This is a genomic window from Providencia sp. PROV024, assembly GCF_032709665.1.
Taxonomy (GTDB): domain Bacteria; phylum Pseudomonadota; class Gammaproteobacteria; order Enterobacterales; family Enterobacteriaceae; genus Providencia; species Providencia huashanensis.
On sequence record NZ_CP120545.1, the window covers coordinates 4,054,387 to 4,069,432 of the forward strand.

A 15,046-nucleotide genomic window follows, 5' to 3' on the forward strand; every position below is an offset into this window, starting at 1 on the left:
ACTTTCTTAGGTGGCTATTTCATGCATTCTGTGCGGTTCAAGCACCTCCCGCAGTAAAATACGATAAAAAGGTGGCGAATTCATCGCAGATTGCTACAGTGAAGATCATTCAACATAAGATTATTGAAGAGAAAAATCGCCCCCTTTAAAACGGTTAAGGAGATAACTCATGGCAAACTCCCCTTATGTTCCCCCTAAAGTCTGGCAATGGGAACAAGGCAATGGTGGAAAATTCGCGAATATAAACCGCCCAATTTCTGGTGCTACTCACGAAAAGGCATTACCTGTAGGTAAGCACCCACTACAGCTATATTCCTTAGGAACGCCGAACGGACAAAAAGTCACTATCATGTTAGAGGAGCTACTAGCCCTTGGCATTAAAGAGGCTGAATACGACGCTTGGCTAATTAATATTGGTGAAGGCGACCAATTTAGTTCTGGTTTTGTTGAAGTTAACCCTAACTCAAAAATTCCCGCATTAGTAGATAGAAGTGGCGAAGAACCTATTAGAGTATTTGAGTCAGGTTCGATTCTGACGTATTTAGCCGAAAAATTTTCTGCGTTATTACCGACAGCCCAACCAGAGCGTGCCGAAACCTTCTCATGGCTATTTTGGCAAATGGGTTCAGCGCCTTTCGCAGGTGGCGGTTTTGGGCATTTCTATGCCTATGCTCCTGAAAAATTCGAATACCCAATTAACCGTTTTGCGATGGAAACCAAGCGCCAACTCGATGTATTAGACAAGCGCTTAGCCAACCATAAATATGTCGCCGGTGACAGCTATACGATTGCAGATATTGCAATTTGGCCATGGTATGGTGCTCTAGTAAAAGGCTGGTTATACGATGCGGCTGAGTTTTTATCTGTCCATGAATATAAAAATGTTATTCGTTGGGCTGATGAAGTTTATGCACGCCCAGCCGTGCAACGTGGACGCCGAGTGAACCGTCTACAAGGTGACCCGGCACAACAAGTCCGCGAACGCCACGATGCGAGTGATATTAGCGAGTAATGTATTAAATGACTCTTGCGTGCAAGTAAGCACTCACAAACTTACTTGCGCTTAATTTTATGACTTTCTGCTATATCGCTGTTCTACCCATTGTGCGCACAGCATTAAGCTTAAGCTAATTAATACCGCCAAACAGGCCATTGCCATCCCACTACCTATCGAGCCTTGTTCAAACTGACGCCAAACAAAAATAGATACGGTTTGCATACCCGCTGGGGCTAGCAATAATGAAGAAACTAACTCTCGAGAAGCCACGGCAAAAACTAACATCATGGCTGCGACTAAACTCGGTAATACCAACGGGAAAAGTACCAAACGTAATGTCGTGATAGCTGAAGCACCATGTACCCTTGCAGCATCCGTTAAACTTCCGCCGATTTGGGTTAATGCGGCACTGCAATAACGTACAGGGTAAGGAAGAAGCAAACAACTATAAGCAAGTAGTAAGATCCCCCATGTATGATAGGGTGTTATAGGCCAAAAGGGCTGGTTCCAAGCCAAAATCATCCCTACCGCAATAACAATGCCAGGAATAGAAATTGGCAGTAAAGAAAGCGCATCGATAACAGCAGCACCACGAATACGTTGTGATACAACGATCCAAGCCGATAAGAAACCTAATATCCCTGTCAATATTGCTGTTACAGTCGCTAAAGAAACGCTGGTCAACAATGCTGAAAGAGCCTCTGTTTGCGAGTCAATTAGCCCTGAGAAATGCCTTAACGTCAGGTTATCCCAAGCCAATCCACCTGAAACCGTGGCGGAAAATGCAGTACCAAACATCGCTAATAAAGGCATTCCCACCGCCAAAAAAGCAGTAAATGTAAATATCCCAACAACTGGCCAACGCCAGCCACCTAACGAGCGAGTCACTTGTGCTGCCGCTTTTCCTGTCGTCGTGACAACATTTTTCCCAGAAACAATAGAACGCTGTAAGGTATAAGCCAAAATTGCCATACTCGCCAGCACCAGTGATAACGATGCTGCACCGGGTAAATCAATTGGCCAATCCGCTAAGCGTTGTTCAATATCCGTCGTTAATACTCGAATACCATTAGGCGCACCAATTGCTGCTGGGATACCGTATTCTTCAATCGCTAGAGTAAAAATGAGTAGTAACCCAGCAGCAATCGATGGTAATGATAACGGCAACGTCACTTTAAAAAAGGCCTGCCAAGGGGTAGCGCCATGAACCTGAGCCACATCAGCAAGTCTATTACCATTCGCAGCCATGCTTCTCGATACGGCAAAATACAATACGGGGAATAAATTTAAAGCCATAATCCCCATCATGCCACCTAATGAGAAAATGGCACTTCCTGGGCTCAGACCAAAAAGCTGCTGAGAATAGCCATTGGGTTGCAGAGTTAACATCCATGATAACCCCGCAATATAAGGTGGTATCAAAAAAGGGATTAGAAACAGTAAATCCCAGCCTTTTGCGAAAGGGATATTAAATAAGCCTCGTAGTGCCCCTAAAGGGATAGCAATCATTGCGCTGATGACAGCGACCCCACCACCTAACAACAAAGTATTTTGCAATAACAGTGGAAGCTCTGGCTCATTCAGTAAATGAATAATTGGTTCGAATGGTTGTTCAAATATTCCCTGCCCTAATTGGGGGAAAACTGCCTGTAAAATAATGAAGCTCAAAGGGATCACGACTAAAATGATTAATGCAATGAGCACCAATAAAGGTAAAAAACGAATTTTTATCATTAGAAACAACACTCCTGCCGGGTATTATGCATACCCAGCGGTTTGCTAATTAAAATTACCTTGTTGCATTATTTAACGGAAAAGTGCGCTTAAACGCGTTAGCACTTCACTACGTTCTGCGTTATCTACTGTTGCTTCTGGTAATAATTTGAGTGTTGAAAAATCAGGCCGCTTCCCTTCAATATCAGCCCTAGCAGGCATTAACCAAGCGTTAGCGACTATCGTTTGCCCTTCTGGAGATAATACATAATCAATGAAGGCTTTGGCTTCATCAGGTTGCTTAGTACTGTTTAAAATCATCATCGGGCGAGGCGCAATTACCGTACCGCTACTAGGGAAAATGACTTCAATCGACTCACCATTGGCAATACTGCTATATGCCACATAGTCTACCGCACCAAATACTGCCGCTTTTGCCCCTTGCAATACAGGAGTAAGCGCCTGCGCATTCGGCCCAGAAATCACCATTCCATTGGCTTTTAATTCAGAAAATAATGTCCAAGCAGCCTGTTGTTTGGCATTTTGTAACCCTAAGACTAAATCTAATGATGCACCAGAAAGTGCAGGGTCAGGCATCGTGACTTTATCTTTAAAAGCAGGTTGAGCAAGATCCTGCCAATCTGTAGGTTTTGGTGTGCCACTTTGGCTATTCCACACAATACCCAATGCAGAAACACCTTGGGCGACATAATAAGGTGTTTTAAAACGTGCAGGCACTTGCTGGGCATTTGCGCTTTCATAAGGCAACAACCAACCTCTTTGTTGCAAATCCTCTGCCGTATCCCATGATGCAGAAATCAACACATCAGCACGGGGATTCGCTTGTTCAGCTTCAAGCCTTGCCATTACTTTCCCGGTTGTAGCTTGAAAAACATTCACTTTAGTGCCTGTTTGTTTTTCAAACCCCGCCGCCAATTGTTTCGCCATAGCGCCAGGCCCTGCGGTATAAACCGTAATTGCTTGGGAAGGAATGGAAAATAATGCACAGGAAAGGCCAAGACTCATTGTGATACCCTTTAGTGAAAATCGGTTCTTTGACAGTAAATTTTGCATAGCGGTCTCTCTCTTCATAATGTGGTCAAACTTTCAATATTTCCATTGCGCATATGTGCAACTTGATGTGCTAGTGCATTAGCCTCTGCGGGGTCATGTGTTACGTATACAGCGGTAGTCCCTAATGCTCTTAGTAATTGAGCCATTTCTGCGCAAAGTGATTGGCGTAATGCAACATCAAGATTTGACAAAGGCTCATCGAATAACAAAATTTTAGGCTCAGCAATAATGGCACGAGCTAAGGCAACACGTTGTTGCTGCCCCCCTGATAAATCAGCGGGTTTCCGCTTAGCAAAATCCACTAACCCCACACGCTTTAAAGCTTCCATAACATGATTTTCGATTTCTAGACGACTGAAACCGCGCATACGCAAAGGGAATGCCACATTTTGAAATACGCTCATATGCGGCCATAACGCATAATCCTGAAATACCATGCCAAGATTGCGCTTTTCAGGAGGAACAAGGCGTTGAGAATTCGCCACCAGTTGATCACCAAAATAAATCGCACCGCCAGAAGGTTGTAATAAACCCGCTAATAATTTAAGCAAAGTACTTTTACCGCAACCAGAAGGCCCTAGTAGCGCAAGGATCGTGCCTTTTTCTACAGATAAATCGATGCCATTTAGTACATATTGGTGTGAAAATGCCTGAGATAAACGTTGAATTGAGATCATCGGTAAGCCCCCCGTTTCCTGCCTACATGGCAAAAGACAGGGAGACTCACTCAAGGAAGAGAGAGTTTGTCGCATAACTATTTGTATCCTCTTTGGGACTTAATCGTTATGGATGATGCTACGGCTTGAATACGTCAAATTGATGACAATTTTATGATTGGATGATGACAGCCTAATTCATGCAAAGATCGCATTTTCATATGGCATCATAAAAAATTAATATTCCATTTTGACAGAATAAAAGTACTTTTTACGAATTAAAAGAAACATAAAAAACACAGTTAAATAACAATAAGAAAACACGAAATTTGATATTAATCACAATTTAAACATTATTATTTAATGAGAGTAATATTAACTCTAATGAATTTTTTACAAACCATCTAAAAACAATATTAATTTCTTATTTAATGATGTTAGCAATCACATAAAACCTTGTTTATTGAAAAAAGATCAACAATCACCCACCTTATTGATGAATTAATTTCAAATGGATTCTATTCACTACTGACTATTGATATGCTTGATTTATCATAAAAAAACCAAGAAAAACATTTTTATTACAAGTTAATAAATTTATTTATTAACAATAGATTCTATTTCGCCATTATTAATAAACCATAAATATTAGAACAATAAATATTTAAAAATTTATTTTTATAGGTACTCCAATTATTTTTAATAAAATGAGGTTCACCTAATATGTCAAATAAAGAAAAAGAAAATGCTCTATTAGATTCCGAATATGAACATGTCCCAGTCCCTATTGAACATCGAAAAAGCTTTGCCTCCGTTTCTGCCGTTTGGTACAGCTTCCCTCTAGTATTAACCAGCGCAGTGATTGGCGGTGTCGTTACAGCAATGCTCGGTTTCAAAATGGGGGTCACTGCAATCCTCGTGGGTAATTTACTTTTATGTTTAGTTATTGGTTCCTTAAGTTATTTAGCAGGAAAAACCGGGGAAAACTTTGCTATTTCGGCTAAAAAAACATTTGGACAGCGTGGATATATTGCAGTTTCAGGGTTGCTGGCAACCGTCGTTATAGGTTGGTTTGCTCTGATGGTTGGCCTAACTGGCGACACAATGTTTCGTTCATTTGGACAGAACCTATTACTGATGACTATCTTAGGTGGTGTGCTTTATGTTGGAGCCACATTCATAGGCATAAAAGCATTAGCCTTTCTAGGCTATATTGCAGCCCCGATGTATTTAATCCTCGGCATTATTTCTGTTGTTATTGCTATGAAAAATGGCTCATCAGATATTATTAATTATCAGCCTGCGGTTGGTGCTGGCGTACTTTCATTCGGTGTCGCTGTAACGATGATCTTCTCCACCTTTACCGATTCAGGTACTATGACCGCAGATTTCACCCGCTGGGCAAAAAATGGTAAACAAGGTTTTTTAGCTGCATTTACCGCCTTCCCAATTTCCAAGTTCTTTGCAGAAGTGATTGGCGCAATAATTGTAGCCACCGGAGTGGTATTGCACCCAGAAGTGACTGGCGGAGATTTTATTACTATCCTAGCCAATGCTAGCCCGTTACTTTCTATTTTGGCTATCATTTTTGTTTTTGTTAACTTAGGCGTGGGCTGTACTCATTGTTTATACAATGGTGCTGTTGGTTGGTCACATATTACAAAAGGAAAAATGAGAACCTTAACGATTATCCTTGGTGTGATTGGGATTATCGTTGCGGTGACAGGGATTTGGAATGCATTCCAAACTTGGTTAAATTTACTTGGATTGATTGTTCCACCTATTGCGGCAATTATTATCATGGACCAATTAGTCTTAAAAAGAAAAAACGATGAGTCAAAAAATTGGCAACCTTTAGCTTTTATCTCTTGGATATTAGCATCAGGAATTGCATTAATTGTGAATGCCTACGCTCCTGAGTTATCAGTCGTGGTTGCAGGGTTAATATCTTCTTCGCTCATCTACCTTATTGGCCATAATTTCACTAAATAGATAAACACAATTGGGGGAGAACTATTCCCCCAATCCCCCTCTCAAATCGGATTCATTTAATTATGATTCATTACAATGATGTGGCGACTCTTTTCCCTGTTAAATGTCCCCCCACATACCGTTGATAGCGTGTAGGCTTTAATTTAGTTAAGTCGACTAATATCAAACCATCAACACAGTCATTAAAAGCTGGGTCTGAACCAAAATCCATAAACTGTACGCCCCCAGGCTCACACAGTTCTGTATATTGCTTATAAAGTGTCGGAATCGAACAACCGATATTATTGAGTAAGCTCTTTAATTTAATTAAATCTTCTTGGTAGTTATCTCCCGCAAATTGGGCAAGCACTTGCGGTAAGGAAGCGGGATAAGGCTGGCGTGATTGTGCCATTGTCTGTTTTGCAGAAAAATAGAGCCGATAAAATGCAATTAATAAATCCCTTGCAGCTACTGGCATCGCACCAGAAATAGACACTGGACCAAATAAATAACGATATTGTGGGTACTTGGCTAAATAGGCGCCTATTCCCAACCATAAATAATCTAAACCTCGTTTGCCCCAATATTTAGGCTGAATAAAACTTCTTCCTAACTCAATCCCTTGAGCAAGAATAGGTAACATTTTTTGGTCATAGTGAAATAAGCTATAACTGTAAATACCGGCTAACCCTTTCACAGCCAATTGTTTCTCAGTTGGGATAAAACGATAGGCACCCACAATATCCAGCTCATCTTCATCCCAAAGGATCAGATGACAATAGTCATCATCGTAGCTATCTAAATCACGACGTTTTCCAGACCCTTCACCGACAGCGCGAAAAGCAATTTCCCGTAATCGGCCTAACTCACGAAGTATAGGCGACCTGATATCTTGATTTCGTTGATAAAGATAAATCATTTTGCCATCAGGCAATGTCCCCAAATGCTCGCAAGCAACTAACGCTTTTTTTAATTCTGAACGGTCTTCAGGTAGTGCAATGGCTGATTCACTAGTAAATAACCCCGCTTTACCCTTACCCAGTAAATACACATGACGACGAAATCGTTCTGCTAATTCATGAGCCTTCATATGCCCATTATGCCAATGTGTAAATGGTATACGCCCACCAATCCGTATTTTTATTTGTTTACCTTGTTGCTTAAACATTTCCCTGACTAACATTAACGTTGATAAAGGGCGATAAACCATCGAGGTGAGATAAAATAAATAACTATTACGCCCTTGAACATGAATGGGAACAATAACAGCCCGGGCTTTCGCTGCTAAACGCAAAAAACCACTACGCCAATGTCCATCACGTATACCTTTGCGGCTAACCCTAGAAACCTCCCCCGCAGGGAAAATAATCAAAGCCCCTTGGTTATTCAAGTGTTGTTGCATATTGGAAACTTGTTGGCGACTAGTTCTACTCTTTATATTGTCAACAGGAATAAACAAGCTACTTAGTGGCTCAATATAACTCAGAAATTGGTTAGCTACGATTTTAACGTCGGGACGAACTGTAGCCACCGCTCGTAATATCGCGAGGCCATCCAAAGAACCAATCGGGTGATTTGCCACTAAAACAACTGGCCCCTGAGTAGGGATATTTTCTAAATCTCTTTCGGCAAATTCACTGCGAATATCAAAGTACTCCATAACCTGTTCTATCAGGTCAAAACCTTTTAAATGTGGGTAATTAAGCGCAAATTGATTAAATTCCTTTTCGAAAAGCAAGCGCTTCAATATACGACGCTTCCATACTGAAGGTAGCTGCTGTGGGTAAATATCGTGGAGCAAGGTATCGACACTAAACATAATGCTATCTCCTAGCTTAGTTACAAGGAACTTAAGTCAGGCTCATGACAATGAAATGTCTTTTTTATGACAAAATAATGAAGCGATAAAAAAAGATAATGTCAGTGGGGGTTAATAAATATATTTTACAATTATTCCGATACAACAATAACGAGAGAAAATAGAATTTATTTTAAAAATTAGAAAAAATTTACATATTATATTCAATATTAAAATATGCATTTAATTTACAACAATATCAAAAAAGCATAAAAATATATTTTTCTACTTGCATTTACTTAGATTAATTAAAAATAAAGGGGAAGCCATCATTAAAGGTAACTTGTTTTTAAAATTTAGACTTTCTCACATCATGATGTAAGCCACAAATTAATTCACATATAATTCAATCAAGTACAATAATTAAAATTGATTATTTTTCTTTTTAGTTTGATTGATAGGCAAATCTTATTTCAGCAATCGTTTAAACCGATGGCCATCGTTGATAAAAATCAAGAACCTTTCAGCTTTATTTATCCATCATAGTCCGGCTGTAGAATTATATTAATTAAAAATATTTAAATATATTTGACCGCAATCTTTCAAGGATAGTGTAATGAAAAAGCTTACTCGCATTACGGTCGCTGTCATATTTTTGCTTTTACTCGGATATTTTGGGTTATCTGGTTACGTTTGGTATCACGATAATCAACGTAGACAAAATAATGACATTCAGACATCTAAAATTGCAGAAAATAATCAAGTCCTCCGTTTTTTTGACGAAAAAGGATGCGATTACTGCCATACTCCATCAGCTGATTTACCCGCCTATGCATCATTCCCCATCGCAAAACAATTGATGGAATATGATATTCAACTCGGCTATAAATCATTTAACCTCGAAGCCGCACGCGCTGCTCTTATCGCTGGAGAACCTGTTCCACAAAGTGAATTAAACAAAATTGAGTGGGTTATGCAGAACCACACGATGCCGCCAACTCGCTATGTCGCACTTCATTGGGCGAGCAGTGTCAGTGATGAAGAACGAACTAAACTTCTTGATTGGATAGCCAAGCAACGAGCAGAACATTACGCAAGTGAAGATATGGCTGCTGAACATCGTAATGAACCAATCCAGCCTATTCCCAAATCACTGGAAGTCGATGACAAAAAAGTCGCTTTAGGTTTCCGCCTCTACCATGATGCGCGTCTATCTGGCGATAGTACTATCTCTTGTGCCCATTGCCATGCGTTAAATGCCGGCGGGGTTGATGGTCGTAAAACATCAATTGGTGTTGGCGGTGCAGTAGGACCTATCAATGCACCAACGGTATTTAACTCCGTATTTAACGTTGAGCAATTCTGGGATGGACGAGCACCTGACTTACAAGCTCAAGCCGGTGGGCCGCCATTAAACCCCATTGAAATGGCCTCAAAATCTTGGGATGAAATCATTGTTAAATTGGATCAGGACCCTGTTTTAAAAAGCGATTTCAATGCCGTCTATCCTGAAGGTTTTACAGGCGATACCATTACCGATGCCATTGCCGAGTTTGAGAAAACATTAATTACCCCGGATTCTCCATTCGATAATTGGTTAAGAGGCGATAACGGTGCACTGACCACTCAACAATTACATGGCTACCAACTATTTAAAGAGAATAAATGTGCAACTTGCCATGGGGGAATTATTCTCGGCGGTCGCTCTTTCGAACCTCTAGGCTTGAAGAAAGATTATGAATTCGGTGAAATAACTGCACAAGATATTGGCCGTATGAATGTGACTTCCGATGAACGCGATAAGCTACGTCAGAAAGTCCCAACACTGCGTAATGTCGAGCTAACCGCACCTTATTTCCACCGTGGTGATGTGGCAACCTTAGACGAAGCCGTTAAACTGATGCTGCGTTATCAAGTGGGTAAAGAACTCCCACAAAAAGATGTCGATGATATTGTGGCCTTCTTGAAAAGTTTAACGGGTGTGTATACACCTTATGTACAACAAGGCGAAACAACACCCTAAGCTACAATAACAATTAATAGAAACCAATAGCACCAACCCTATAACTGGGTGGTGCTATTTTTTACTCGGCGTTTTCCTTGTAATACACTGTTTTTGCTAAAACAGGCTGTGTGATTTGTTGCTGATAACCAGCAAGCGTCTCTTTGGTCAATTTCGCTACTGCAATATAAAAAGCACTGTCTGCTGTATCCGCTAAAGTATCCAAAAAATGTTCAGACCAAGGTAAAAGATGCCACGCGAGTAGCTCTTCAAGATCGTCTCGCCTATTTTGCTCTGCTAACCAAGCCGCTAACATCAAGACCAAGCCAATATGGTCTTCAGGCTCTTTTTGGGTCGTCACAGGTTCAATGCCTTTTGTACGCATCCATTGACGAAGCTCAACAGTTGAATCACCGAAAATAATATTTTCTTTATCTAACCAAACTGAGCCCCAAGGGGGAGCTGGTAAAGCATAAGGCCCGATAAATAAACGCTGCCAGGCCTCGTTCAAGGGTTCTTCATCGTGAATACTGGACTGAAAAAATTGACTTATGGTAGTTAAAGACGGTAAGTCAAATGGCCATTCTTCATGCCATGTCGGTTCCTGCAAAATAGCAACAATATCCGTATTATTTTCACTATCTGGGGCGAAATAAAATAAAGAACCGAGAACGCGTCCAGTAATTGCTACCTGTTCAAGAAATCGCGTGTCTTGCATATTCATTGTCTCTGCGGTGGTCAGCGTAGGGACCCCCCTACGCTGAAAAGTTTACTATTAAGCAACAGCCATACCGACTGTCATATGTAAACCATAGAATAGTCCACGTCCAATCAATTCACCAAACAACACCAATAATGTGCCGATCAACAAACTTACCGCAGAAGGTTGACTTTGACGGAAAATTGGCAAGATCCACAACAACAAGCCAAGGCTTGTAGCCACTAAACGGATCATTTGCAATAAGCCGTAGTCAGGGACTAAATCACTCGCTTTTTGTACTGAGCTAGCGATTAGCGCTATTTCACCACTTTGTAGTAACACCGATGCGATAGTCACAATATAGGCAATAATACTGATTGCCGCTAACTTACCGCTATGAAGGGGAAATTTAGCGATTCGCAGTAACAATGTCCCTAAGATAGGCCCCACCACAAACACCGTCATAAAGAAGCCGATAGTGGTATGTGGCGTGTCCCATGTCGGTACAGTACTAATCATATAGACGCGAGTCATAGCCCAGACAAAGACTAACCCCATTAGCATTGTAAGGATCAACCAAATTTTACCTAACCCCTCAGGCATTTTCTTCAGCGCAGATAGCAGCCACCAAAGCCCCCCGAGGGCAAAAAAGATTGAACCAAACAGCACTTCATTACTTAATGAAGATGCAAATACACGGTTCATCGAGTTAAAGGCCCGTAATGGTGACCCCATATGCATCATAGAGGCTAAGAAGCCTAGCCCCATTAGCACCCATAGCACTAGCATGGCATTAACAATGCGCTGTTTTTGCTGTTTATCATCAGTCGATAGCCATGCAAGTCCGGTCACAATCGCACCACCTGCTATACTTTGGCCTAAAACGGTGAATAAAATCAGCGGCCATTCATGTAATCCGTTGCCCATCTTAGACCTCCCGTGGATTGGCTAAATGACCCGTCGTATCATTGACAGGGCGACTATTGGCGTTAGGTTTAATCACAATATTTGGCTTGGTATAATGCGCTTCAGGTAATGGCGCTATCTCAGCCAAATTGCCGTGAGTTTTACGTAACTCGTCAATAGGACCAAAATCGAGGGCTCGCAGTGGGCAAGATTCTGCACAAATCGGTTTTTTCCCTTCTGCCACTCGCTCATAACAGCCATCACATTTTGTCATATGACCTTTTTCCGCATTAAACTGCGGTGCACCATAAGGACAAGCCATATGGCAATAACGGCAGCCAATACAGACACTTTCATCTACGACCACAAAGCCGTCTTCACGTTTATGCATCGCACCACTCGGGCACACCTTGACACACGCAGGGTCTTCACAGTGGTTGCAGGAGATTGACAGGTAGTAACTAAAGACGTTTTGATGCCATACACCGTTATCTTCTTGCCAATCTCCCCCTGTGTACTCGTAAATACGTCGAAAATTCACTTCAGGAGATAAATTTTTGTAATCTTTACAGGCTAATTCGCATGTTTTACACCCCGTACAACGGGCTGAGTCAATATAAAAACCATATTGGGTTGTCATGATTTATCTCCTCCCTATACCCTAGCCACTTCAACAAGATTACTGTGCTGAGGGTTACCCTTTGCCAGCGGTGACGGACGCTGCGTGGTCAATACGTTAAGGCTCCCACCGTGGTCTATCTTGTTTTCATCTGGTGCATACCAAGCCCCTTCCCCCATCGCCACCACCCCCGGTATAATCCTTGGTGTTACTTTGGCATTGATATGAACCTCACCCCTATCATTAAAAATACGCACCATATCGCCATTTTTGATGTTGCGACGTTTTGCATCAATCGGGTTAATCCACATCTCTTGTAAACAAGCTGCCTTAAGCACATCGACGTTGCCATAAGTTGAGTGAACTCGTGATTTATAGTGAAAACCACTAAGTTGCAAAGGATACTTATCCGTAAGTTTGTCATCATGGCTTTCAAAGCCAGGAGAATACATTGGGAGAGGAGAAATCAGGTCGCCTTCATCCAATGTCCATGTCTTCGCGATATCCGCTAAGCGTGATGAATAGATCTCAATTTTGCCCGATGGCGTATTTAGTGGGTTAGCAATAGGGTCTTGTCGGAAGGCTTGGTGTGCCACCACATGTCCCTGCGGATTCATTTTTTTGTAGATCCCTTGTCGCTGGAAGGTCTCAAAATCAGGGAGTTCTGGCAGTTTTTCTCTTGAAATTTCATATAAATGGCGTAACCACTCTTCTTGTGTTCGCCCTTCGGTAAATTTCTCTTCCACCCCCATACGACGTGCAATTTGCGTACACATTTCGTACACAGTTTTACTTTCAAAGCGAGGTTCAATTGCCTGACTGGCAAAAATGACATAGCCCATATTACTGGCAGCACCATCTAAACAAAAATCCATTTGTTCCGAGGCCGTACAGTCTGGCAGGACTAAGTCTGCATATTTTGCCGAAGCCGTCATATGATTATCAATCACAACAATCATTTCACACTTTTTATCATCCTGAAGAATTTCATGTGTTTTATTAATATCTGAGTGTTGATTGATTAAACTGTTACTCGCGTAGTTCCAAATAAATTTAATTGGCACATCTAGTTTGTCTTTACCCCGAACACCATCGCGAGTTGCGGTCATTTCAGGGCCGCGTTCAATAGCATCTGTCCATAAGAATACAGAGATACTGGTTTTAACTGGGTTTTCAAGGGTTGGCATGCGTTCAAATGGAATATCGTAATTCCCTTCGCGGGCCCCTGTATTCCCCCCGCTAATTCCCACATTGCCAGTCAAAATCGGCAACATCGCAATAGCTCTCGCTGTCTGCTCACCATTTGAATGGCGCTGAGGCCCCCAACCTTGGCTAATATAAGCTGGTTTTGCTGAACCGATTTCACGCGCGAGTTTAATGATTTTATCAGCCGGAATACCGGTGATTTGCGCAGCCCATTGTGGTGTTTTTTCTACACCATCATCCCCTTGACCTAAAATATACGCTTTATAGTGGCCATTTTTCGGCGCATCCGCAGGGAGGGTTTTCTCATCATACCCAACGCAGTATTTATCTAAGAAAGGTTGGTCAACCATGTCTTCTGTGATTAACACATGAGCAAGCCCCGCGACCAATGCAGCATCAGTACCAGGTCGGATCGGTATCCATTCATCTTCGCGCCCTGCTGCCGTATCAGTATAGCGAGGGTCAATAACAATCATGCGTGCATTCGAACGCTCACGCGCTTGCTCTAATTGATAAGTAATACCACCACCGCTCATTCGCGTTTCAGCTGGGTTATTACCAAATAGCACCACTAACTTAGAGTTTTCGATATCAGAAACACTGTTTCCTGCCCCACTGCCATAGGTATAAGGCATCGCACAGCTAATTTGTGCCGTACTGTATGTGCCATAGTGGTTTAAATAACCACCTGTACAATTCATTAGGCGTGCAATAGGTGAGTTGGCCGGCGGCCACGAACGAGCAACCGTCCCCCCTAGAGTCCCCGTACCATAGTTCAAATAGACTGCTTCATTACCGTAATCGGCAATGATACGTTTTAGATTGTCACTGATTAAATCGTAGGCCTCTTCCCAACTAATTTGCTTAAACTTCCCCTCACCTCGCGCACCAACACGCAACATTGGGTATTTCAAGCGGTCAGGGTTATACACACGGCGTCGCATAGAGCGGCCACGTAAACACGCTTTTACTTGATGTTTGTCCCCGTAAACATCATCGCCTGTGTTGTCGGTTTCGACATACTTAATTTCACCGTCGACCACATGCATCCGTAACGGGCAACGGCTACCACAGTTAACCGTACATGCGCTCCAAACAATTTTTTCCTTGGGTGTCATTGTTTGTGATGCAGTTTCATTCGTATTCGCGGCACTGCAAAAGGGTAAACTTAATGCACCACTGGCAAGCGCTAGCCCACCTGCAGTACCTGTTTGCATTAATTTCCTACGGCTGATTTCCGATTGGAGCAACCTATCAGATAATGCTTTATCCATATCTGCCTCACTTAACATTGCTTCTTAAAGTTTAAATAGCTTTATTAAAATTTTTTTGTATTTAGCTAAGTTATGTAATTTCAATGGTTATTCTATAGACAGGTCAGAATGGAGCCTTGTGCGCGATCAA

General features: G+C 41.8%; 11 protein-coding genes. 3 read left to right on the forward strand and 8 right to left on the reverse strand.

All coding sequences use genetic code 11. From position 1 onward, the window contains the following. The first annotated feature begins 169 nt into the window (after window positions 1-169). Entirely contained in the window at window positions 170-1,012 is an 843-nt protein-coding gene (gene yghU, locus P3L56_RS18705; RefSeq protein WP_198860952.1) for a glutathione-dependent disulfide-bond oxidoreductase, read from the forward strand. A gap of 57 nt (window positions 1,013-1,069) precedes the next feature. Here yghU and P3L56_RS18710 read toward each other — a convergent pair whose 3' ends face one another. The 3 genes from P3L56_RS18710 to P3L56_RS18720 all read right to left on the reverse strand — a co-directional run bounded on the left by P3L56_RS18710 (window position 1,070) and on the right by P3L56_RS18720 (window position 4,461). Further along, a complete protein-coding gene (locus P3L56_RS18710) occupies window positions 1,070-2,731 on the reverse strand; it encodes an ABC transporter permease (RefSeq protein ID WP_166686578.1) in 1,662 nt (553 codons plus the stop codon). 72 nt (window positions 2,732-2,803) lie between these two features. Then, window positions 2,804-3,736 (reverse strand): ABC transporter substrate-binding protein, encoded by a 933-nt coding sequence (locus P3L56_RS18715; protein ID WP_370661197.1) that lies wholly within the window; start codon window positions 3,734-3,736, stop codon window positions 2,804-2,806. A 62-nt stretch (window positions 3,737-3,798) separates the two neighbouring features. Beyond that, complete coding sequence (locus P3L56_RS18720) at window positions 3,799-4,461, reverse strand: ABC transporter ATP-binding protein (RefSeq protein ID WP_247605595.1); 663 nt, start codon at window positions 4,459-4,461, stop codon at window positions 3,799-3,801. Window positions 4,462-5,163: 702 nt separating this feature from the next. Between P3L56_RS18720 and P3L56_RS18725 the strand changes: the two genes are divergently transcribed. Next, a complete protein-coding gene (locus P3L56_RS18725) occupies window positions 5,164-6,432 on the forward strand; it encodes a cytosine permease (RefSeq protein ID WP_042845612.1) in 1,269 nt (422 codons plus the stop codon). A gap of 70 nt (window positions 6,433-6,502) precedes the next feature. On the opposite strand, the gene P3L56_RS18730 is transcribed toward P3L56_RS18725, so the two are convergent. Further along, window positions 6,503-8,230 (reverse strand): lysophospholipid acyltransferase family protein, encoded by a 1,728-nt coding sequence (locus P3L56_RS18730; RefSeq protein WP_042845613.1) that lies wholly within the window; start codon window positions 8,228-8,230, stop codon window positions 6,503-6,505. A 595-nt stretch (window positions 8,231-8,825) separates the two neighbouring features. Here P3L56_RS18730 and P3L56_RS18735 point away from each other — a divergent pair. Then, window positions 8,826-10,232: a cytochrome c peroxidase gene (locus tag P3L56_RS18735; protein ID WP_166685003.1), complete on the forward strand. Its 1,407-nt coding sequence runs from the start codon at window positions 8,826-8,828 to the stop codon at window positions 10,230-10,232. Between the two features lie 61 nt (window positions 10,233-10,293). On the opposite strand, the gene dmsD is transcribed toward P3L56_RS18735, so the two are convergent. From dmsD to P3L56_RS18755, 4 genes are read right to left on the reverse strand one after another with little or no spacing between them, the layout of a single operon-like run. Beyond that, complete coding sequence (gene dmsD, locus P3L56_RS18740; RefSeq protein ID WP_042845935.1) at window positions 10,294-10,929, reverse strand: Tat proofreading chaperone DmsD; 636 nt, start codon at window positions 10,927-10,929, stop codon at window positions 10,294-10,296. Between the two features lie 57 nt (window positions 10,930-10,986). After that, window positions 10,987-11,838 carry a DmsC/YnfH family molybdoenzyme membrane anchor subunit gene (locus P3L56_RS18745; RefSeq protein ID WP_042845615.1) on the reverse strand — a complete coding sequence of 284 codons (852 nt, stop codon included), beginning with the start codon at window positions 11,836-11,838 and terminating at the stop codon, window positions 10,987-10,989. Window position 11,839: 1 nt separating this feature from the next. After that, window positions 11,840-12,457 (reverse strand): DMSO/selenate family reductase complex B subunit, encoded by a 618-nt coding sequence (locus P3L56_RS18750; protein WP_042845616.1) that lies wholly within the window; start codon window positions 12,455-12,457, stop codon window positions 11,840-11,842. Between the two features lie 14 nt (window positions 12,458-12,471). Continuing rightward, window positions 12,472-14,916 (reverse strand): DMSO/selenate family reductase complex A subunit, encoded by a 2,445-nt coding sequence (locus P3L56_RS18755; protein ID WP_042845937.1) that lies wholly within the window; start codon window positions 14,914-14,916, stop codon window positions 12,472-12,474. Between the last annotated feature and the right edge of the window lie 130 nt (window positions 14,917-15,046).

What these genes read in the sequence shown, in the direction of transcription:
- yghU (WP_198860952.1), top strand. Translation starts at nt 170, where the DNA reads ATGGCAAACTCCCCTTATGTTCCCCCTAAAGTCTGGCAATGGGAACAA.
- P3L56_RS18730 (WP_042845613.1), bottom strand. Translation starts at nt 8,230, where the DNA reads ATGTTTAGTGTCGATACCTTGCTCCACGATATTTACCCACAGCAGCTA.
- P3L56_RS18755 (WP_042845937.1), bottom strand. Translation starts at nt 14,916, where the DNA reads ATGGATAAAGCATTATCTGATAGGTTGCTCCAATCGGAAATCAGCCGT.
- dmsD (WP_042845935.1), bottom strand. Translation starts at nt 10,929, where the DNA reads ATGCAAGACACGCGATTTCTTGAACAGGTAGCAATTACTGGACGCGTT.
- P3L56_RS18745 (WP_042845615.1), bottom strand. Translation starts at nt 11,838, where the DNA reads ATGGGCAACGGATTACATGAATGGCCGCTGATTTTATTCACCGTTTTA.
- P3L56_RS18750 (WP_042845616.1), bottom strand. Translation starts at nt 12,457, where the DNA reads ATGACAACCCAATATGGTTTTTATATTGACTCAGCCCGTTGTACGGGG.
- P3L56_RS18720 (WP_247605595.1), bottom strand. Translation starts at nt 4,461, where the DNA reads ATGATCTCAATTCAACGTTTATCTCAGGCATTTTCACACCAATATGTA.
- P3L56_RS18735 (WP_166685003.1), top strand. Translation starts at nt 8,826, where the DNA reads ATGAAAAAGCTTACTCGCATTACGGTCGCTGTCATATTTTTGCTTTTA.
- P3L56_RS18710 (WP_166686578.1), bottom strand. Translation starts at nt 2,731, where the DNA reads ATGATAAAAATTCGTTTTTTACCTTTATTGGTGCTCATTGCATTAATC.
- P3L56_RS18725 (WP_042845612.1), top strand. Translation starts at nt 5,164, where the DNA reads ATGTCAAATAAAGAAAAAGAAAATGCTCTATTAGATTCCGAATATGAA.
- P3L56_RS18715 (WP_370661197.1), bottom strand. Translation starts at nt 3,736, where the DNA reads ATGAGTCTTGGCCTTTCCTGTGCATTATTTTCCATTCCTTCCCAAGCA.